The organism is Hoyosella sp. YIM 151337, assembly GCF_026041215.1.
Lineage (GTDB): Bacteria > Actinomycetota > Actinomycetes > Mycobacteriales > Mycobacteriaceae > Hoyosella.
The window spans coordinates 1-18,199 of the sequence record NZ_JAPEIQ010000046.1 but is presented as its reverse complement, the minus strand read 5'-3'; the positions used below and the strand labels follow the sequence as shown (position 1 = coordinate 18,199).

Below are 18,199 nucleotides of genomic sequence, written 5' to 3'. Positions count from 1 at the left end.
AATGATGATACAAGTTGCCCTGTTCCTGGCGATCGCCATCGTCGTTGTCCCAGCGGGAATTCGGTATTCGCTCGGGCCGCAGGCGAACCCGTTCGGCTCCACGATTCATGTGGTGTCACACTTCGATCATGCGCGCGGCCTCGGCAACGGTACGCCCGTCACCTTCCGCGGCATCGTGGTGGGAGTGGTGACCTCAGTCGATGTCGCAGAAAACGGTGGCGTCGACGTCAATATCGCCCTGGATCCAGGAACAACAATCCCCGTGGATTCGTACGCGATCGCCTCCATGCTGAACCCAGCGGGACTGTCCGTGCTCGAACTCCGCGCCGAAGCGGCGAGCAGCGTCTACCTGCGAGACGGCGACCTGGTTCCCGCGCCGCCGGAGATGCAGAGCGTCACTTTCACAGAGTCACTGGCTCAAATGCGCGTCTTGGTCGACTCGCTTGACGCGGGCTCCATCGGTTCGCTCGCGCAAAGCATGTCAGCCGCGCTCGCCAACCGGTCCGACGACCTCGGCGACATCATCGATAACGCGCACGCGGTGGCCGGTGTATTCGAGAGTAACGACGAGACCTTCCGATGGTTCGGAGAGCACGGCCCGAGGACGATGGCGGCGCTGGCGGACGCGTCTGACTCCCTGCCCGCGACTGCACGGTCGATGAGAGTGGTGGGCGAAGACTTCAACGCGGGCGGAGGGTCGGTGGACTACCTCCTCGAGGAGGGTCCGCGGGTGATGCAGCGGCTTACCACACTGCTCGAAGAGATGCCCAGCGACGACGCGCGCCTCACCAGGGGTCTCGCGGACATCTTCCAGATTATCGGCGGCCGTGATGCCGCACTGCTGGCGATGGCGGACAGCTTTCCCAGCGCACTGGATAAGCTGGCCTCAATCGGGATCGGGGACCGTGCGGATTTCGCACTCGTCGTGACGCAAGGACCGGTGTGCTACTACGAGACACCGCGCCGTGTCGTCGGCGACGACAGCCCGCGCGAGCCCGACCGGGGCGTGTACTGCCCGCCAGGGGAACACCACGCCAATCGGGGCGCGCTGAGTGCGCCGCGGCCAGATGGGCTGGGACTGCTCGGGTACACCACACCAGGTATCCGCACGGTGGGTCCGCCGGTGGTGAGTGATCCGCTGCTTCTGCCCACCGGAATCGACGCGTTCCGCCAGCTTCTTGAGGAAGGACCGAATTGATGAGCAGCAACACCGAGGCGACGGTGCCGGACGCCGAGACGACGGCGCAGGCAGTACCGCCCTCTCCGCGGAGGCGGAGGAGCACCGTCATTCTCGCTGTCGCGCTCGCGGTAACGACGAGTGCCGCCCTGGTGCTCGGGTACCTCTACTGGGACGCCACCCGGGCAGGAGGGGTCGCCAGTGACTTCGCGGGGACCGACCCCACGGGTGCGGCAGCGGCGGCGGCCGAGCACGCAATCACCGTAAGCACCTATTCGTACGACAATTTCGACGCACACTTCGATGCGGTGGCGGCGATCTCCACCCCGGAGTTTCGGGATGAGTATGAGACCGCGGCGGCCGAACTCCGTGACTTCCTCAATGAAGCAGAAGGGTCATCGACCGGCACCGCCGACTACGCCGCCGTCTACCAGCACTCCGACGGCGAGGCGACCGTCATGGTTTTTCTGGATCAGGAAGTCCGCAACGTCCTGGCGCCTGACGGCCGGGTCGACCGCAGCCGTCTCCTCGTCACCGTGCATCGTGAAGACGGACGCTGGCTGCTGCATGACATCACGGGGGCTTAACTGATCGGCGCCGCGGGGTGGGGCGGGCCGGACGTCACGGTGACTGCCCGATACGCGTAGGCCACCGCGATAGCGGTGAACGGTACCGTGATCAGGAAACCGACGATCACAATGGTGCCTACCACGATGATGAGGTAGCAGATCAGTGTGAGCAGCAGCAGTGGCCCCACATTGGCGATCACCGTGCGCCAGCTGGACTTAATCGCTTCGATTGCGTTCTGGTTCTGATCGACAACGAAGTGGACCGTGAACATGCTGAAGAAGGCAACGATGAGACCTGGAACCACGCACAGGGCTAGCCCAATCAGGGTGAGCGCTGTGACAGTCACGGTGGCCAACAGGATCTGACTGATGTTCGGCAGCCTCAGAAAGTCGCGGAGCGACGGACGGGTGCCGCTGGCTTCATACAGCGCTCCACGCACCATCGCGGCACTCAGCACCATGATCACCGCCACGATGATTGCGATCCCAATTGCGGCAAGCGACACAACAAGCAGTGGGTGACGTTCCGCCGCACCGGCCGGAACCAGGAAGATCATTGAAGCCGGAAATGCGATCATCAGTGCGAATGTGAGCGCGAGCAGCAAGAAACCAAGCCAGACACCCACGTTGTCGACGTACCTCGTCCAGGCGAAACGCAACGCGTCACCGAGATCGAAACCGGTAGGTGCCGTCTTGCGCTGCCGCAGCCGCCCCGTCCCGCCGCTGCCCTTTACCCGGCCGTACCGTGGCGTCGATGCGCTCGGATCGTCCGGATAGTTCCCCGGCGGTGGCTTCGCGCCCGCCCCCAAATACCCACCGCCAGCTGTGGGGTACTCGCCCTGCGGCGGGAAGCCGCCCGGTTCGGGCATCGCTCCCGGCGAGGGAATCTCCTCTGGCGGGGGGAATCCAGACTCCCCAGGCAGGCCGCCTTCGCTGGAGCTATCAGTCACTTTCGGCTCCCATCTCCTCGGAAGGTTCTGCCTTGCAGCATCTCAGCCTCTCAGCTTTAAGTACCACGGCACAAACACTACTGGCGCGGGGCCTGGGCCCCGCGCCAGCGTGTACTCGTGCGAGTTGCGTTACATCGCCGGCTGACGATTGGTCAAGGTCCGGTACGCGTACACGGACAGCATCGTCATGATCGGCAGAATCACCAGGAAGCCGAGGCCGCAAGTGACGATGCCGAGCAGCGCGAGACCGATCACCGTCAGTACGAGCAGCAGAAGTGCGCCAACATTCTTCGCGACGAGCGACCAGCTGGACTTGATCGCGGTAATCGCGTCCTGATTCTGGTCCAGCACGAAGTGCGTCGTGAACATCGACAGGAACGCGATGATCAAGCCAGGAATGATCAGGAGCACCATGCCGATGGTCGTTGCGATACCGACCAGCAGCGAAGCGATGACCAGGTGCAGGACGTTGTTGAGCTGAGCGAACTCACCGAAGCCGGGTTTGCGGCCGTCCGCGGTGAAAAGCGCCCCCCGGACCATCATCCAGCCGAGCACCGCCGAGATGATTGTCGAGAGGAGATCGACAGCGCTGAACGCAAACACCTCGTCAGGGCTGCGCCCGCCGGGGCTGGCGAGGCCCAAAACCACGTTCACCACGCCGATGATCAGGGTGAACCCGACCCAGACTGGCCAGTTCTCGACGAACCGGTTCCAGGCCCAGCGGATGCCGTCACCGATGCGGAACTCGCCGCTGGCCTGCCCATAGCCGCCGCCCGGCGGTGGGGGCGGCGGGTAACCACCCTGCGGGCCGAAGTCACCAGGCGGGGGCGGAGGATAGTTGCCGTACTGCGGCGGCGGTGGCGGCGGGTAGCCGCTCGGGTCAGAGGGCTGATTCCAGCCCTGGTCCCCGCGACCAGCGTCATCGGGGTTGCTGCCGTAAGGCGGCTCGCCCCCAGGGGGGTACTGGGTCATTGAGTACTCCTTAGGTCCGTTTTGAACGAAAAGTTTTCGTTCACATCGGCTGAGTCTGTCCAACGATGCGGGGCGGCGCAACAGCAGCGCCTGTTACGTGTCCATCACAAGATCAGTCGTCAACGCTAGTGCAGAAGCCTTGAAGAATAGCGACATTCAGCGAAACATCACGCCACTGTGGCCGTATTGTCGGCAGACTTTAACTATGTCTTCGCTCGTGGTGGCAACCGGTGCCGTGGTGATCGCTGTGCTCGCCGTACTCGGGATCGCGGTGGTGCTGCGCGCCCGGCAGGGGTTCACCACACCCACTGAACGCGCTGTGCACGCAACGCTGTCCACCGCTGGTGAGGCCGCGAAAGTGCTTCGCCGAGGGCTCACCACCGAATCAGCGGAGGAATCGGCGCCGGTACTTTCGCTCCTCGTCGGCGCTCAGGGCATGGCTATCTGTGACGCCGACGGCAGCGTGCTCGCCTGGGAGGGTGCCGGTGACAACCACCGGGCGGGCTTCCCGCCCGTGGCGCAGGACATCATTCGGGCTGGGCGACAGCGGCTGATCCGCCATGACGAAATCGACTGCGGCCGTGACGACTGCCAAATCTGGGGCATCGTCGCGCAGCCGATCATCACGGGTGAAGCATCGGGCGCCGTGCAGACGATCGGGGTGCTCGCGGCGGCTGTCACCGCGCCCGTAAGCCCAGGTCTGGTGCGCACCCTCACCGAAGTCACGCGGTACGCGGCGAGTCAGCTCGAACTCGCCGAACTCGACGCGTCACGCGAGCGGCTCGCTCACGCAGAGGTGCGAGCGCTGCGGGCGCAGATCAGTCCGCACTTCATCTATAACGCGCTGACCACCATCGCGTCGTTTGTCCGCACCGACCCCCGGCGCGCGCGGGAACTCATCTTGGAGTTCGCCGACTTCACGCGGTATTCGTTTCGCTCGGCGGGAGAGTTCACCACGCTGGCGGAGGAACTCCGCAACGTCGAGCGTTACCTGACACTCGAGCAGGCACGCTTCGGAGACAAACTGACCGTGCGCCTGCAGGTGGCGCCCGAAGTGCTCAACGTCGTCATCCCTTTCCTCGTCCTCCAGCCGCTGGTAGAGAACGCCGTGCGGCACGGTCTCGCGGGCAAACAGGACGGTGGGTCCGTGGCGATCACCGCTGCCGACGCCGGTGCGGAATGCATGCTCAGCATCGAAGATGACGGGATCGGAATGGACCCGCAGAAACTGCGGTCGGGCGCGTTCGATTCCGATCCGGACGCGACACACATCGGCCTCAGCAACGTTGATGAGCGGCTGCGGGCCGTGTTCGGTGACGACTACGGTCTCGTGGTGGAAACCGCAACGGGGGCGGGGACCAAGGTGATTGTGCGTGTGCCGAAATACCGCCAGGGTGTCACGGCGTGACGGCATGATAGAAACCATGGAAAGTTCCGCGGCGTCACCGCTCACCGTGCTCGCTGTTGATGATGAGACACCAGCACTTGACGAGCTCGTTTTCCTGCTTCGTGAACAGGACGGAATCGAGACGGTTCACGCGGCGAGTGACGCAACCAGTGCGCTTCGCATCCTCAAGTCGGAAAAGATCGACGCTGTTTTCAGCGACATCAGGATGCCTGGGCTCGATGGGGTTGAACTCGCCGGAATCGTGAGTGAATTCCGGAGTCCCCCGTTCGTTGTTTTCGTCACCGCCCACGATGACCGCGCCGTCGATGCCTTCGACGTGGGCGCGGTCGACTACCTCCTGAAGCCGCTGCGTACAGAACGTCTCGCACAGGCGATCGCACGGATCAGGGAGCACCGCGCGAAACAAGTCAGCGCACCGGCTTTGCCAGCCCGTGCACAGGCACAGCAGGTGCCCTCAGACGAGGTCATTCCCGTCGAACTCGGTGGTGTCACCACCCTGGTCCGCCGCTCGACCGTTGGCTGGGTGGAAGCGGATGGTGATTATGCGCGACTGCACACGACCACTGGATCACACCTTGTGCGTATTCCGCTGTCCACTCTGGAGGAGCGCTGGGCCGATGCCGGATTCATCCGGGTTCACCGCTCGTACCTGGTCTCGCTGCGCCTCGTCACGGGGCTGAAAACCGCAGGCACGGGATACGTCGTCACGCTGCGGGGCGAACGCGAATTGCGTCCGGTCGAACTGCCCGTCAGCCGCAGACACACGCGTGCTCTTAAGGACCGCCTCGTTCGGGGGCCAATGCAGGCGTGGCAAGCCAAGTAGAGTTCGCGCTAGCTAGGAGGCTGCGTAATGCCTGACGGTGGCATCGGGTTCGGCGGGCCCTCTGACGCTTCGCGCGGCGGGAGCCGTCCACAGCGCGAACGCGTCGTCCTGTCACGTCGCGCCGGAGCACGGCGAGTCCGCACCCGCAGGGAAATCGAAGAACAAACACATGTCGGTGAAGTGCTTGCTTCCGGGCTTGTGCGTTCCCAATTTCTCCTGGCGACGCGGTTCGCGCTGCTGGTGATCGTCTGCGTTGGGGTGCTGCCACTCGCGTTCTGGCTCTTCCCCGATCTGGCCGCGACCACCGTGGGCGGTGTGCAACTGGCGTGGCTGCTTCTCGGGGCCGCAATCTACCCCCTGCTCGCAGGAGTGGGGTGGCTGTACGTGCGTCAGGCCGAGCGGAACGAGCAACAGTTCTCGGAACTGGTTGAAGACTGAGCCGATGACCGGAGTGCAGCAGTACGGGACCGGCGCGGTGCTGACGCTCGCGGCGGTGCTTCTCGCTGCGCTCGCAACGGTCGTGGTGGGCTCGTTTGGCGTGCGGTTCGCACGGACAACCTCAGATTTCTTGGTTGCGTCGCGCCGCGTGGGGCCGCGGATGAACGCCGCCGCAATCTCCGGCGAATACCTATCGGCGGCGTCCTTCCTCGGGGTTGCGGGCCTGATCGCGAAACACGGCGCGGACGCGCTCTGGTACCCGGTGGGATTCACCGCCGGGTATCTGTTTCTTCTGATGTTTGTCTCCGCGCCGCTGCGCCGTTCCGGCGCGTACACCGTGCCCGACTTTGCGGAGTTCCGGCTCGCCTCGGAGCGGCTGCGGTTGCTCACGATGGTATTTGTCGTCCTCATCGTCGGGCTCTACATGGTGCCGCAGTTTCAGGGCGCTGGCCTGACATTGCGCACCATTCTCGGCGTGCCTGAGTGGCTGGGTGTCGCCGTGGTGGGCGGAATCGTCATCGCGAACGTCGTAGCGGGCGGTATGCGGTCGATTACGTTCGTGCAGGCGTTCCAGTACTGGCTGAAACTGACCGCGATCGCTATCCCCGCGATCGCCATCGCGGTTTTCTTCCTTACGGAGCAGCGGCCGCTGAGTGAGCCGCTGCCGCCGGTCGTCGGCGCGGAAACCACAGTCAATGTCGAGACGGATGTCGTTGTGCAGACCGAGACAACGGTCACGCTCACTATGGACGGTGCGGAAACGACGCTGCAGCCGGGTATGCACAGTCTGCCGGCCGGTACCCAGATTGTGCTGCCCGCGGGCGCTGCGGTTCCGGTCATAGCCGGTGCGCCGGTCAACGCAACCGACTGGCTGCAGCCGGGATCAGGGCTCGGGACGGGCAGCGGCGAAGCTGGCGGCATCGCACTGTACGAGGTGTATTCGCTCATCCTCGCGACGTTCCTCGGAACCTTGGGGCTGCCGCATGTGCTGGTACGGTTTTACACCAACCGGACCGGCAGCCTCGCGCGGTGGACAAGCCTGATCGTCATCGGTTTGCTCGCGGTTTTCTACCTCTTTCCGGTGTTGCTCGGTGTGCTGTCGCGGGTGTATGTGCCGCAGCTTCTCCTCACCGGCACATCCGACGCAGCGGTGCTGCTGCTGCCTTCGTCTGTGTTCGCTGGGCTCGGTGGCCAAATGCTCGCCGCCCTTGTTGCTGCTGGTGCGATCGCTGCGTTCATGTCAACATCCTCGGGTCTGCTTGTCTGCGCGGCTGGGGTGCTGTCAACGGATGTGCTGCGCGGGCGGGTCCGAGATTTCCGGGTGAGCGCCTTGCTGGCTGGTGTGACGGTGATGGTGCTGGCTTTGTTCGCCGCGCGGCTCGATCTTTCACAGTCGGTCGGATTGGTGTTCGCGGTCGCGGCGTCCACGTTCGCGCCGTTGCTGGTGCTTGGCATCTGGTGGCGCGGACTCACGGTCGCCGGGGCAGCCTGCGGGCTGCTCGCGGGCGGCCTGTCCAGCCTCACCGCGGTGCTCGTGACGGTGCTCGGCCTTGGGCCGGCAACGGGGTGGGCAGCGGCCCTCTTCACCCATCCGGCGGCGGTGACGGTGCCGCTCGCGTTCACAACGATGATCGCCGTCAGCTTCGCTACGCGAGCTTCGGTTCGTCCCGACGTGGCAAGAACGTTCGCGCGTATGCATGTGCCGGAGCGATTCGGCATGGTTCGTGACCGGGCTGTGGAGCGCTGGGGAGGCGGCTAAAGGGCTGCGGGTGGCGTGCTGAGGCCGTGCCTCGCCAGTTCCGCGAGTACGGTCGTCACAACGTGTGGCAGCGCATCAGCGACAGGCACGGAAAGCTGTGTACCCGCCTCGAAGCACTCCGCTTCGACTGCGATCACGACCAACTCATCGGGGACACGATCCAGGACACGTCCGAGTTTCACAGCATCCGCTATGCCCAGTGCGTGGGAACTTGTTGCTGTCGTGAAGCTGGCCATTGCTTCGGCGGTCGTGGTCCAGATGCGCCCCGGGGTGGTGTGCTCGCAGCAGACAGCGTCGATGACGATCGTCAAGTCAGTTCCGGACCAGAGATCGAGCAGTTCTGTGGGTTCGCCGTGCGACACGGCCAACCGCACGCCAGGCAGGGCAAGCTTGCGCAGGCGGGCAATCACTGCAGGACCGAGGCCGTCGTCACCGCGGAACTCATTTCCCACCCCGATGACGACTGCACCGGCTGGCGCCCCAGTCACAGCCGAACCACGTCCAGATCGAGGAAATGGGCCGCACACGAAATGCAGGGGTCGTAGTTGCGGATCGTCCGTTCGCAAAGAGCAGTAAGCCGGGCGTCATCGAGGTGAGTGTTGGCTGTAACGAGTTGGCGCAGATCGTCTTCGATCACCGCCTGGTTCTGCGACGTAGGCGGAATGATGGTCGCCGAACGAACCGTGCCGTCATCGCCCAATTCGTAGCGGTGGTAAAGCAATCCGCGTGGTGCCTCACTGACGCCGTGGCCGACCCCCGCCCGAGCGGTTACCGGCACAGCCGCACGCGCCGGGCGCTCGTATTCGTCAATAATCCGCACGGCTTCGTCGATCGCGTAAATGACTTCGATGCAGCGCACCAGGATGCTGCGGAACGGATTGCGGCATTGTTCACCGAGCCCTACCTCCTCCGCGATTTCTCGGGCGAGCGGTGACAGCTCGCGCGAGTGCAGCGAATACCTAGCGAGCGGCCCAGTGAGGTATCTATCTCCATCGAGTGTGGCGTGTAGTGCGGTGGAGTGCGGCACCTGTCGTTCGGTGACGTGTTTCAGGAAATCACTGGCCGGAAAGCGCAGGCCGGTGGTCGCACGCACTTCACCGTTCTCGATTGCGTATCCCTCCGGATGCGCGAGAGCGACGAGAGTGTGGTCGAGTTGGACATCAGGGAAGTCGAACGTCGCGGCCCAGCGTGCGGTGCTTACCGCGTGGCCCAAAGCGTCACGCAACTGAGTGGCGACAACAGCGAGATCAGTCTTCTTGGGCACCGAGTAGAAGCCGCCGACTTTGACGTTGACCGGATGGATCGGCCGGCCGCCCAGCACGTCGAGCAACATGTTCCCGGCCTTCTTCACTGCGAGGGCCTGCTGCACACGTTCGCGATGCTTCGTACTCAGCGCGATGGCGTCCGGAAACCCGAGGAAATCCGGCGTGTGCAGCAGCGTGATGTGCAAGCTGTGGCTCGAAATCCACTCCCCGCAATACAGCAATCGCCGCAGCGTGCGGAGCGGTGTATCGAGTTCCGCTTCGCAGATCTGCTCGATCGCGTTGCAGGCGCTGACCTGATAAGCGACGGGGCAGATTCCGCAGATGCGGGCCGTAAGGTCCGGAGGTTCCGTGTATGCGCGCCCGCGCAGGAAGGCCTCGAAGAAGCGCGGTGGTTCGTAGATGTTGAGCTCAGCCTGTTCGACCACCCCGCTACGGATGCGGACCCGCAGTGCGCCTTCACCTTCTACCCGCGCAAGTGCACTAACTTTGAGTTCTCTGCTGTCGTGAGTCACCGCCACCCCTCTCCGCGAACGCTGGCTCGGAAACCGCGAAAGTCGCGAACACCCGGTCAACCTCGCCGGGAGGCATGCCACATCGGCGCAGCACGGGCAGCAGGGCTGGAACGTCCGGGTTCGACATAGGCCCGAAGCATCCGTAGCAACCACGGTGATATGCCGGACAGATGGCACCACAGCCCGCCTGTGTGACTGGTCCGAGGCAGGGAATCCCGTCGGCGACCGTGATACAGGTTGTGCCGCGCCGCTTGCATTCTGCGCAGACACTCGTCGTCGGAATATCGGGTTTGCGTCCGGAAAGGAATGCACTGAGGGTGTTCAGCAACTGGTGGCGGTCGATGGGGCAACCGCGTAATTCGAAGTCGACGGTCACATGTGCCGAGATCGGTGTGGAGGCGGCCAGCGTGGAAATGTGCTCCGGGCTCGCGTAAACCAGCGAAGTGAATTCAGTGACGTCGGCGAAATTGCGCAGCGCCTGTATACCGCCGTGCGTTGCGCACGCACCGATAGCGACGAGTATGCGTGACTGGTTGCGTATCTCGGCTATCCGCCGCTTTTCGTCTTCAGTGGTAACCGATCCCTCTACGAGCGAAACATCGTACGGTCCAGGGGCAACCGCGCTGGAAGCTTCCAGAAAGTGCGCGATTGTTACCCGATCGGCCAGCGTGAGAAGCTCGTCCTCGCAATCAAGCAGGCTGAGTTGGCACCCATCGCAGGACGTGAATTTCCATACGGCAAGCGTTGTAGCAGTCATCACAACTCCGGAATGGTCAGCAGCGGCTGGGCGCTCGCGTAATCGACGACTGGACCGTCGCGGCACAACAACAGCGGACCGAGCTGGCAATGTCCGCATCGTGCGACACCACATTGCATGTTTCGTTCCAGCGACACCTGGATGCGCGTGGCTGGAATCGACTTGTCCAGCAGTGTTTGTGCGCAGTACCTGAGCATGGGCTCAGGCCCGCACAGGAACGCGGTCGTGCGGTCAGGGTCGAGGTGAAGGCGCGATAGCGGCTGAGTAACGAGGCCATGCTCGTGCTCCCAGCCTTCCGCTAGGTGATCGACAGTCGGGTACAGCTCCACGTCGCCCGTTGCGGCCCACACTGTGAGGTCGTCGCGGAACGGCATGTCAGCGGGCGCGCGTGCACCGACGATGACGATGAGTCTCCGAAAAGACGTCCGGGCAGCCAGCGCGTCCACAATGACGGGACGCAGCGGCGCGATCCCTATGCCCCCGCCGACGATGACCACATCTCCGCCCACCGCGGATCTCAGATCCCATTCGGTGCCGTAGGGGCCGCGTACCCCGACAGTGTCGTTGACAGCGGCGGCGCACAGCGCCGTGCTCACCGCGCCCACGGCACGGATGGTGTGCTCCAAGATATCTGAACCGGCCGGGTTACCGCTGATCGAAATCGGCACCTCACCCACCCCGAATCGGTAGAGCATCATGAACTGCCCCGGCTGGCAGCGCGGAGTAGCGCTGCCCCTCGGCTCGAGCACCAGAGTCTTAGTATCCCAAGTCTGCTGGATGCTCTCGGCGACCCGGTAGGCCAACGGAACGTCGTTACGCGGATAGTCAGCTGTCAGCATGCCGCCCGCCCTGTTCAGCGAGTTCGGCTAGCCGGGCGACCTCCGCGGTGATATCGATGTCAGCCGGACACCACGCTATGCACCGGCCGCATCCCACACAGCCTGAGCTGCCGAACTGGTCGTGCCAGGTGCCGAGCTTGTGGGTGAGCCACTGCCGGTACCGGCTCTCAGTAGACCGCCGCACACTGCCGCCGTGCACGTACGAGAATTCGATCTCGAAGCACGACGCCCACCGTTGCCACCGCTGGGCGTGGCTGCCAGTGAGGTCGGTGACGTCCTCGGCCGACGTGCAGAAGCAGGTCGGGCAGACCATCGTGCAGTTGGTGCACGCCAGGCACCGGCTTGCAACGTCTTGCCAGTGCGGCGACTCAGCCGACGTGCGCATGAGTGCCGGGAGATCGACCGACGGCATTGCTCTGCCCATTTTGTTCGCGGCCGCAGCAACCGCGTGCTGCGAAGCCTCAGTTTCGGTCGCTGCAGCGGCGCGACTCGGCACGTCCGCGAGGACATCGGCGCCAATTTCGCTGCCGGTCTCGGCGAGGAACCAGTGCCGATCTGCGTCGGCGTGTTCGGTGAGCGCCAGGTCGTACGGTGTCGCGACAGACGGGCCCGTGCCCATCGAGGCGCAGAAACATACCTGGCCCGGTTCGGTGCAGTTAACCGCGACGATGAACAGACCGCTGGTGCGTCGCGCATAAGCGGAGTCTGGATGGTCGCAGCCGTTGAGCACGCGACGCAAGACTGCGAGTGAAGCGAGGTCGCACCCGTGCACGCCGAGGAATGCCAGCGGTGCAGGATCGTCCGTGTGCTCTCGGGTCTGCAGATCCGGGCCCACCTCCCACAGTTTGCTGCGTGGCGGATGAACGAACTGCTTCCATGAACCCGGGCCGGCGGAGTGCGCGAACACTGCCTCGTCCGGCCGCTGGTACAGGCGGTACGTACCAGGCCCCGTTTCCGCTCCCCACCCAGCGGGCAGATCCGCGCCGGACTCGAGTTCATCGAGGACAATGGCGTTATCCCGCACTTGCGGCCCAATCACCCGATAGCCGCGGGCACGCAGGACGCCCACCAGTTGGTCGAGACCAGTTCGGTCGATGACAGCAGGCATGTCAGACATTGCGCGCACCCAGGGTCGGTCAACACGATTTCCGTACAGGTACCAGAATCGCGCGCGCCGGCCCGTCAAGTTAGAGGCAAAGGTCCTTCTTCGGTGCTGCATAGGCCTTCACCGTGCCAACGCCGCGCTCACGCGCCCAACCGCTCACCGTTTGTCGCGGCACGAGGACCGTTTGGCGCAGGGTGACGCTGCTCACCGTGTGACCGCAACCACAGCCCCCTTTTGTGACTGCGCTCTCATTACCTTCAAGTCATCGCAGCACATTCGAAGGGCACCGGAAGGGCCGGGCCCGTGAACGTCGAGGAGCTATCGTGACCGCACCACCAGTCCTCGTCCAGCCGGCCGAGCACGCCCCGCAGCCTGAGCCCCGGATAGCCACCGCGGAAGACTTCGTCCGCGTCCAGGCGAGCCCCGAATTCCAGGATCTGCGCCGCCGGCTCCGCCGCTTCGTATTCCCGATGACCGCGTTCTTCCTCGGGTGGTACCTGATCTACGTGTTGCTCGGCATTTATGCAACGGGCTTCATGGGGACACCCGTCATCGGCAACATCAACGTCGGCCTGCTCCTCGGGCTCGGCCAGTTCGTCACCACGTTCGGTATCACCGCGTGGTACATCGTCTTCGCTAACCGCACACTTGATCCCCGCGCCGGCGCAATCCGCGAGGAGATGGAGGGCACCCAGCCGGAAAGGAGCGCCGCAGCATGAACGTCCTCGCGCAGGAATCAAGCTCAATGGTCGGCAACCCGCTCGTCAACATTTCGATCTTCGCGTTGTTCGTCGCAGCCACGATGTTCTTCGTGATCCGCGCGAGCCGCACCAACAAAACTGCAGCCGACTTCTACACGGGCGGCCGCGGATTCACCGGTCCGCAAAACGGTGTCGCCATCGCTGGCGACTACCTTTCGGCAGCCAGCTTCCTCGGCATTGCCGGCGCTATCGCCGTTTTCGGGTACGACGGATTCTTGTACTCGATTGGCTTCCTCGTCGCCTGGCTGGTGGCCCTGCTACTCGTTGCCGAATTGCTGCGAAACACCGGCAAATTCACGATGGCTGATGTGCTGAGCTTCCGGCTCCGCCAGAAGCCGGTCCGCACCGCGGCCGCCGCGTCGACGCTCACCGTGTCCTTGTTCTATCTGCTCGCGCAGATGGCCGGTGCCGGTGGTCTCGTCGCACTGCTGCTCGACATCAACGACCGTGCGACACAGTCGCTCATCATCGCAGTTGTCGGTGCGCTCATGATTGTTTACGTCCTCGTCGGCGGCATGAAGGGCACCACCTGGGTGCAGATCATCAAGGCCTTCCTCCTCATCACCGGTGCAGGCATCATGTCCGCAATCGTCCTGTGGAAGTTCGGCTTCAACATCTCGGGCATGCTTGGCTCGGCGCAGGAAACCGTCAATTCCGCTGTCGAAGGCGGCCGCGATGTCCTCGCACCAGGAGCGCAGTACGGCGGCAGCGAAATCTCGAAACTCAACATGCTGTCACTCGCACTGGCGCTCGTCCTCGGCACCGCAGGCCTACCGCACGTGTTGATGCGCTTCTACACAGTGCCCACGGCGAAGGAAGCACGCCGCTCGGTCGTGTGGGCGATCGCCCTGATCGGCGCCTTCTACCTGTTCACCCTGATCCTCGGTTACGGTGCAGCCGCGATCGTCGGACCGGAACGGATTCTCAGCGCGGCCGGCGGCCAGAACTCGGCAGCACCGTTGCTGGCCTTCGAACTCGGCGGCACCGTCTTGCTTGGCATCATCGCCGCCGTCGCGTTCGCCACGATCCTCGCGGTCGTCGCGGGACTGACCATCACCGCGTCTGCGTCGTTCGCGCACGACATCTACGCAAACGTGCTGAAGAACGGCAATGTCGATGAAAAGAAGCAGGTCCGTGTCTCCCGCATCACCGCGGTCGTGATCGGTGCCCTCGCGATCGGGCTCGGCATTCTGGCGAACGGACAGAACATTGCGTTCCTCGTCGCACTGGCCTTCGCGGTCGCTGCCTCGGCCAACCTGCCGACGATCCTGTACTCGCTGTTCTGGAAGCGATTCAACACCACCGGTTCGCTGTGGAGCATCTACGGTGGTCTCGCTTCGGTGCTCGTTCTGATCATCTTCTCCCCGGCAGTGTCAGGTTCACCGACCGCGATGATCCCGAGCATGGACTTCGCGTGGTTCCCGCTAGCGAACCCAGGCATCGTCTCCATCCCGCTCGCGTTCCTCCTCGGTTACCTCGGTTCCGTCCTGTCGAAGGACAAAGGCAACGCCGAAAAGAATGCGGAGATGGAGGTCCGGTCCCTCACTGGTGTCGGTGCGGAGAAGGCAGTCGCACACTAACCCGCACTGAGGTGTCCAAGCAGCACGGGGAACCCGGGGTGACGCATCGTCACCCCGGGTTTCTGCTGTGACGGTGCGCACGAAATTGTTATCGTCTTGGCATCAATTTCGTCCCTTGTTGGACATGTGGCGCTGCTCCGGGCGAAAGTGGGCGATGTGACCCACCAGCCTCATACGTCGGTGTCAGGCATCGACGCTGTAACGACCAGCGGCGAGGTCCGGGGATTCGTAACTGACACGGCCCGGATCTGGCGCGGCATCCCGTATGCCGCCCCGCCGGTCGGAGAGCTGCGCTTCCGCGCCCCTGAGCTGCCGCAGCGCTGGAAGGGTATCCGCGATGCGACAAACTTCGGGCCTATTCCACCGCAGGAGATACCCCGCGGAATAACCGCGCCCTCGCCAGATGTCACGATGGACGAGAATTGTTTGACCATCAACGTGATCGCCCCCCGCGCCAGTTCGCGAACACTCCGGCCGGTCATGGTGTACGTCTACGGGGGCGCATACACCAGCGGTTCCTCTTCCCTCGACGTCTACGACGGCTCACGGCTTGCCGAACGTGGTGACGTGGTGTTCGTGTCATTCAACTACCGTCTCGGCGCGCTGGGCTTCCTCGATCTTTCCGCCTTTTCCGGAGTGGGACGCACGTTCGACACGAACGTCGGACTTCGAGACCAAGTCATGGCGCTGGAATGGGTGCGTGACAACATCGCTGCGTTCGGCGGTGACCCCGGGAACGTCACCCTCTTCGGCGAGTCGGCGGGCGGTATCTCCGTCACGACTCTGATGACGGTCCCACGGGCGCGCGGACTCTTTCACCGAGCTATCGCGCAGAGTCCTGCGGTCGCCGCAGTCTATGAGCCCGAACGGGCACACAGCACGGCCAGTGATTTCCTCGACATCCTCAACGTGCTCGAATCACACGCGACGGAAGTGCTCGGCCGTGTGGCGCCCGAAGAATTCGTCAGCGCAGCAACAGAACTCAAGGAGCGCAGAGTACGGAAGTCACCAGGTGCGATGACGTTCAGTCCGGTGATCGACGGGGAGTTTCTGCCGCGGCGGCCCATCGAGGTATTCACCGAAGGTGCGGCGCACCCAGTCCCGTTGCTCATCGGAACAACCGACCGCGAAGGTGCCCTCTTCGCCCGGATGGGAGAGACGATCCCCACCACGGTTCCGATGATTGAGCTGATGTTCGCGCAAACGGACCCAGACAAGCGTGACGAAGTGCTGGCCGCCTACCCGGACTATCCGGGCCGGCGCGCGGCCACCGATATCGGTGGCGACGTAATTTTCTGGCACCCCACCGTTGAAGCTGCCGACGGGCACAGTCAGATAGCACCGACCTATATGTACAGGTATGACTTCGCCCCGCGCCTGCTGCGGGTGCTCCGGATGGGCGCCACCCATGCGACCGAACTCCCCGCAGTTTTCGGCACCCTCGATAGCCGGGCTGCGAAAGCGCTCACCACGGTTGGCGGCAAAGCGAGCCTTGCGGGTATCAGCGACCGAATCCAGGATCAATGGCTGAGCTTCGCCAAAACCGGATCACCCCTGGCGAACTGGCCCGCCTACGAGGCCCCATCGCGCGCCACCAAGATCTTCGATGTCGAGGACAGGATCGAGAGCGATCCGCGCGCCGCTCGCCGGATTGCATGGCACGGGTACCAGAATTATCGGTGATCGCTCACCGACCGAAAGGCTTTGCCGATGGCTTCGACCAGTGTTTCGCTGAACACGCATTTCACACCAGGGGAAGCGTGGGACCGGGCGTCGGATCTTTCCCGGTTCAGTGAGTGGCTCATGCTGCACGACGGCTGGCGCGGTGATCTGCCGGAGACTATTGGTGAAGGCACGGTCGTGACGAGCGTGGTCTCGGTGAAAGGCATGCGCAATCGCATCGAGTGGACCGTCACCGAGTTCAGTGAACCCCGGCGTGTGGCGCTGAAGGGTGACGGTGTGGGCGGCACGAGAGTGAAGCTGGCACTGTCAATCACACCCGCTGGTGCGGGTTCCGCTGTCGAACTCGATGTCGACTTCTCGGGCCCGCTCGTGGCAGGCCCGATCGGTTTCGGCGTGTCACGGGCGCTGAAAGGCGACATCAAGAAGTCGCTCGAGCGCTTCGACAAAATGGGTTAGCCGCCCCCGGCGCCGAATCTATCTACGGGCGTCAGCCAAAACGGCCCTGAAACCAGGGTTTCGTATGACGCTTACAGATGGATTCCGGGGCAGGAGGGCGCTACACCAATGGCCGTCCGAGCCGGTGCCGCAGCCGGGTGTCCCACAGCAGCAGACGGAAGCTCAGCTGCGACAGCCAAAGTGGCTTTCGGCGCTCACGCTTGACCAGTCGCGCGATGTAGCTCGTGAACCACTCTTCGTCCTCGTCGGTCCAGGGCACACGCAGTGCCGCCCGGAATGGCTCCGGCAGGTATCCGACAGTGCGCCGGTACTTAACCGGCCCGTACCGGGTTTTGATCCATGGTGGGGCGTAGTCGAAGTGCGCGATGCCGAGGAGGAAGTCGCGCACCTCATCGCTGATCTCGATCCTCCCGACCTGCTGCTGCCAGTACTCATCAAATGCGTCGCGGTTGGCCGGCCACAGTTCCGCAGGCATCTGGAGGGTCGTTCCCAGAACCTTGCCCTGCTGGTAGAACACCTCGCGCTGCGGCCCGGCGAGTGGGCCATGGACCCGCTCGTAGATATCCTCCCAGCCTGCGTAGAGGCAAGCCGCGACCCACAGCTGCAGATCTGTGCTCATCGCGTCGTAACTCACCGGGCTATCCGGCGCCGACCGAACTTGCGCGTGCTGGCGGTTCACTGCCTGCCGGTACCGTCGCCGATCATCGGCGTTGCCAAGCATGGCCACCGCGAGATACGAGGCGGTAGTCCGTGCGCGCTTGACGGGATGCCGATCTAGGCGGCCGCTTTCGACGGTGCTGCGGGCCACCGCATATCCCACCGCGGGGTTGGCCAATTGCATGATCACGTTCGCCGTGCTCATCGTCTGCCCCATCGATAACAGGGAGCGGCTGAATGCACTGCTGTCCAAATTATCCAATTCTGTTCTTGATAGGCGTCTCTCTCGCCGCATACACCCTCCGATCACGACCCATCTAATAACGAACGTTATCAGATGGGGGTATCCGTAGTTCGGGGCTTCTGATAACCTTCGTGCTCAGATTCATCCGGGTGACGGTGTCTCTGGTGTTCTCGAACAACGTGGAGGTTCGGTGGGAGTCGAGGTCGCTGTCGAGGGTCTGACGAAGACCTTCGGTTCGCAGAAC

General features: G+C 63.7%; 18 protein-coding genes. 10 read left to right on the top strand and 8 right to left on the bottom strand.

Annotated elements, in window-relative coordinates; translation table 11 throughout:
- Position 1: 1 nt before the first annotated feature.
- Together ONR57_RS21985 and ONR57_RS21980 are read left to right on the top strand one after the other, a co-directional pair.
- Complete coding sequence (locus ONR57_RS21985) at positions 2 to 1,198, top strand: MlaD family protein (protein ID WP_265125849.1); 1,197 nt, start codon at positions 2 to 4, stop codon at positions 1,196 to 1,198.
- On the top strand, positions 1,198 to 1,764 hold the full coding sequence (locus ONR57_RS21980) for a hypothetical protein (RefSeq protein ID WP_265125848.1): 567 nt from the start codon (positions 1,198 to 1,200) through the stop codon (positions 1,762 to 1,764). Before ONR57_RS21985 ends, ONR57_RS21980 begins: the two co-directional genes overlap by 1 nt.
- On the opposite strand, the gene ONR57_RS21975 is transcribed toward ONR57_RS21980, so the two are convergent.
- Entirely contained in the window at positions 1,761 to 2,696 is a 936-nt protein-coding gene (locus ONR57_RS21975) for a hypothetical protein (protein ID WP_265125847.1), read from the bottom strand. The two genes, ONR57_RS21980 and ONR57_RS21975, sit on opposite strands and share 4 nt — an antisense overlap.
- 129 nt (positions 2,697 to 2,825) lie before the next feature.
- Positions 2,826 to 3,668, bottom strand: a complete 843-nt coding sequence (locus ONR57_RS21970) for a hypothetical protein (RefSeq protein WP_265125846.1) — start codon at positions 3,666 to 3,668, stop codon at positions 2,826 to 2,828.
- Between the two features lie 205 nt (positions 3,669 to 3,873).
- Between ONR57_RS21970 and ONR57_RS21965 the strand changes: the two genes are divergently transcribed.
- From ONR57_RS21965 to ONR57_RS21950, 4 genes are read left to right on the top strand one after another with little or no spacing between them, the layout of a single operon-like run.
- On the top strand, positions 3,874 to 5,076 hold the full coding sequence (locus ONR57_RS21965; protein ID WP_265125845.1) for a histidine kinase: 1,203 nt from the start codon (positions 3,874 to 3,876) through the stop codon (positions 5,074 to 5,076).
- A 4-nt stretch (positions 5,077 to 5,080) separates the two neighbouring features.
- On the top strand, positions 5,081 to 5,899 hold the full coding sequence (locus tag ONR57_RS21960) for a LytTR family DNA-binding domain-containing protein (RefSeq protein WP_265125844.1): 819 nt from the start codon (positions 5,081 to 5,083) through the stop codon (positions 5,897 to 5,899).
- 27 nt (positions 5,900 to 5,926) lie between these two features.
- A complete protein-coding gene (locus ONR57_RS21955; RefSeq protein ID WP_265125843.1) occupies positions 5,927 to 6,337 on the top strand; it encodes a hypothetical protein in 411 nt (136 codons plus the stop codon).
- A gap of 4 nt (positions 6,338 to 6,341) precedes the next feature.
- Positions 6,342 to 8,096: a cation acetate symporter gene (locus tag ONR57_RS21950; RefSeq protein WP_265125842.1), complete on the top strand. Its 1,755-nt coding sequence runs from the start codon at positions 6,342 to 6,344 to the stop codon at positions 8,094 to 8,096.
- Here ONR57_RS21950 and ONR57_RS21945 read toward each other — a convergent pair.
- Genes ONR57_RS21945 through ONR57_RS21925 form a run of 5 tightly spaced genes read right to left on the bottom strand, consistent with a single transcriptional unit; the run spans position 8,093 to position 12,577 of the window.
- A complete protein-coding gene (locus ONR57_RS21945; protein WP_265125841.1) occupies positions 8,093 to 8,584 on the bottom strand; it encodes a hydrogenase maturation protease in 492 nt (163 codons plus the stop codon). The two genes, ONR57_RS21950 and ONR57_RS21945, sit on opposite strands and share 4 nt — an antisense overlap.
- Positions 8,581 to 9,873, bottom strand: a complete 1,293-nt coding sequence (locus tag ONR57_RS21940; RefSeq protein ID WP_265125840.1) for a Ni/Fe hydrogenase subunit alpha — start codon at positions 9,871 to 9,873, stop codon at positions 8,581 to 8,583. Before ONR57_RS21940 ends, ONR57_RS21945 begins: the two co-directional genes overlap by 4 nt.
- Entirely contained in the window at positions 9,842 to 10,630 is a 789-nt protein-coding gene (locus tag ONR57_RS21935; RefSeq protein WP_265125839.1) for an oxidoreductase, read from the bottom strand. Before ONR57_RS21935 ends, ONR57_RS21940 begins: the two co-directional genes overlap by 32 nt.
- A complete protein-coding gene (locus tag ONR57_RS21930; RefSeq protein ID WP_265125838.1) occupies positions 10,630 to 11,469 on the bottom strand; it encodes an FAD/NAD(P)-binding protein in 840 nt (279 codons plus the stop codon). Before ONR57_RS21930 ends, ONR57_RS21935 begins: the two co-directional genes overlap by 1 nt.
- Positions 11,456 to 12,577: a 4Fe-4S dicluster domain-containing protein gene (locus ONR57_RS21925; RefSeq protein ID WP_265125950.1), complete on the bottom strand. Its 1,122-nt coding sequence runs from the start codon at positions 12,575 to 12,577 to the stop codon at positions 11,456 to 11,458. The genes ONR57_RS21930 and ONR57_RS21925 overlap by 14 nt, the downstream gene beginning before the upstream one ends.
- A gap of 320 nt (positions 12,578 to 12,897) precedes the next feature.
- On the opposite strand from ONR57_RS21925, the gene ONR57_RS21920 reads away from it, so the two are divergent.
- From ONR57_RS21920 to ONR57_RS21905, 4 genes are all read left to right on the top strand, one after another.
- Positions 12,898 to 13,293, top strand: coding sequence for a DUF485 domain-containing protein (locus tag ONR57_RS21920; protein WP_374116507.1), 396 nt, complete (start codon positions 12,898 to 12,900; stop codon positions 13,291 to 13,293).
- Positions 13,290 to 14,915, top strand: coding sequence for a cation acetate symporter (locus ONR57_RS21915; RefSeq protein ID WP_265125837.1), 1,626 nt, complete (start codon positions 13,290 to 13,292; stop codon positions 14,913 to 14,915). Before ONR57_RS21920 ends, ONR57_RS21915 begins: the two co-directional genes overlap by 4 nt.
- Positions 14,916 to 15,062: 147 nt before the next feature.
- Positions 15,063 to 16,598: a carboxylesterase/lipase family protein gene (locus ONR57_RS21910; RefSeq protein ID WP_374116511.1), complete on the top strand. Its 1,536-nt coding sequence runs from the start codon at positions 15,063 to 15,065 to the stop codon at positions 16,596 to 16,598.
- 27 nt (positions 16,599 to 16,625) lie between these two features.
- Positions 16,626 to 17,054, top strand: a complete 429-nt coding sequence (locus tag ONR57_RS21905) for an SRPBCC family protein (protein WP_265125835.1) — start codon at positions 16,626 to 16,628, stop codon at positions 17,052 to 17,054.
- 100 nt (positions 17,055 to 17,154) lie between these two features.
- On the opposite strand, the gene ONR57_RS21900 is transcribed toward ONR57_RS21905, so the two are convergent.
- Positions 17,155 to 18,006, bottom strand: a complete 852-nt coding sequence (locus ONR57_RS21900) for an oxygenase MpaB family protein (protein WP_265125834.1) — start codon at positions 18,004 to 18,006, stop codon at positions 17,155 to 17,157.
- Positions 18,007 to 18,199: the final 193 nt, after the last annotated feature.

Bases quoted from the DNA above. Each gene is read 5' to 3' on its own strand.
- ONR57_RS21985 (WP_265125849.1), top strand. From the start codon at position 2: ATGATGATACAAGTTGCCCTGTTCCTGGCGATCGCCATCGTCGTTGTC.
- ONR57_RS21980 (WP_265125848.1), top strand. From the start codon at position 1,198: ATGAGCAGCAACACCGAGGCGACGGTGCCGGACGCCGAGACGACGGCG.
- ONR57_RS21970 (WP_265125846.1), bottom strand. From the start codon at position 3,668: ATGACCCAGTACCCCCCTGGGGGCGAGCCGCCTTACGGCAGCAACCCC.
- ONR57_RS21965 (WP_265125845.1), top strand. From the start codon at position 3,874: ATGTCTTCGCTCGTGGTGGCAACCGGTGCCGTGGTGATCGCTGTGCTC.
- ONR57_RS21960 (WP_265125844.1), top strand. From the start codon at position 5,081: ATGATAGAAACCATGGAAAGTTCCGCGGCGTCACCGCTCACCGTGCTC.
- ONR57_RS21955 (WP_265125843.1), top strand. From the start codon at position 5,927: ATGCCTGACGGTGGCATCGGGTTCGGCGGGCCCTCTGACGCTTCGCGC.
- ONR57_RS21950 (WP_265125842.1), top strand. From the start codon at position 6,342: ATGACCGGAGTGCAGCAGTACGGGACCGGCGCGGTGCTGACGCTCGCG.
- ONR57_RS21935 (WP_265125839.1), bottom strand. From the start codon at position 10,630: ATGACTGCTACAACGCTTGCCGTATGGAAATTCACGTCCTGCGATGGG.
- ONR57_RS21930 (WP_265125838.1), bottom strand. From the start codon at position 11,469: ATGCTGACAGCTGACTATCCGCGTAACGACGTTCCGTTGGCCTACCGG.
- ONR57_RS21925 (WP_265125950.1), bottom strand. From the start codon at position 12,577: ATGCCTGCTGTCATCGACCGAACTGGTCTCGACCAACTGGTGGGCGTC.
- ONR57_RS21915 (WP_265125837.1), top strand. From the start codon at position 13,290: ATGAACGTCCTCGCGCAGGAATCAAGCTCAATGGTCGGCAACCCGCTC.
- ONR57_RS21905 (WP_265125835.1), top strand. From the start codon at position 16,626: ATGGCTTCGACCAGTGTTTCGCTGAACACGCATTTCACACCAGGGGAA.
- ONR57_RS21900 (WP_265125834.1), bottom strand. From the start codon at position 18,006: ATGCGGCGAGAGAGACGCCTATCAAGAACAGAATTGGATAATTTGGAC.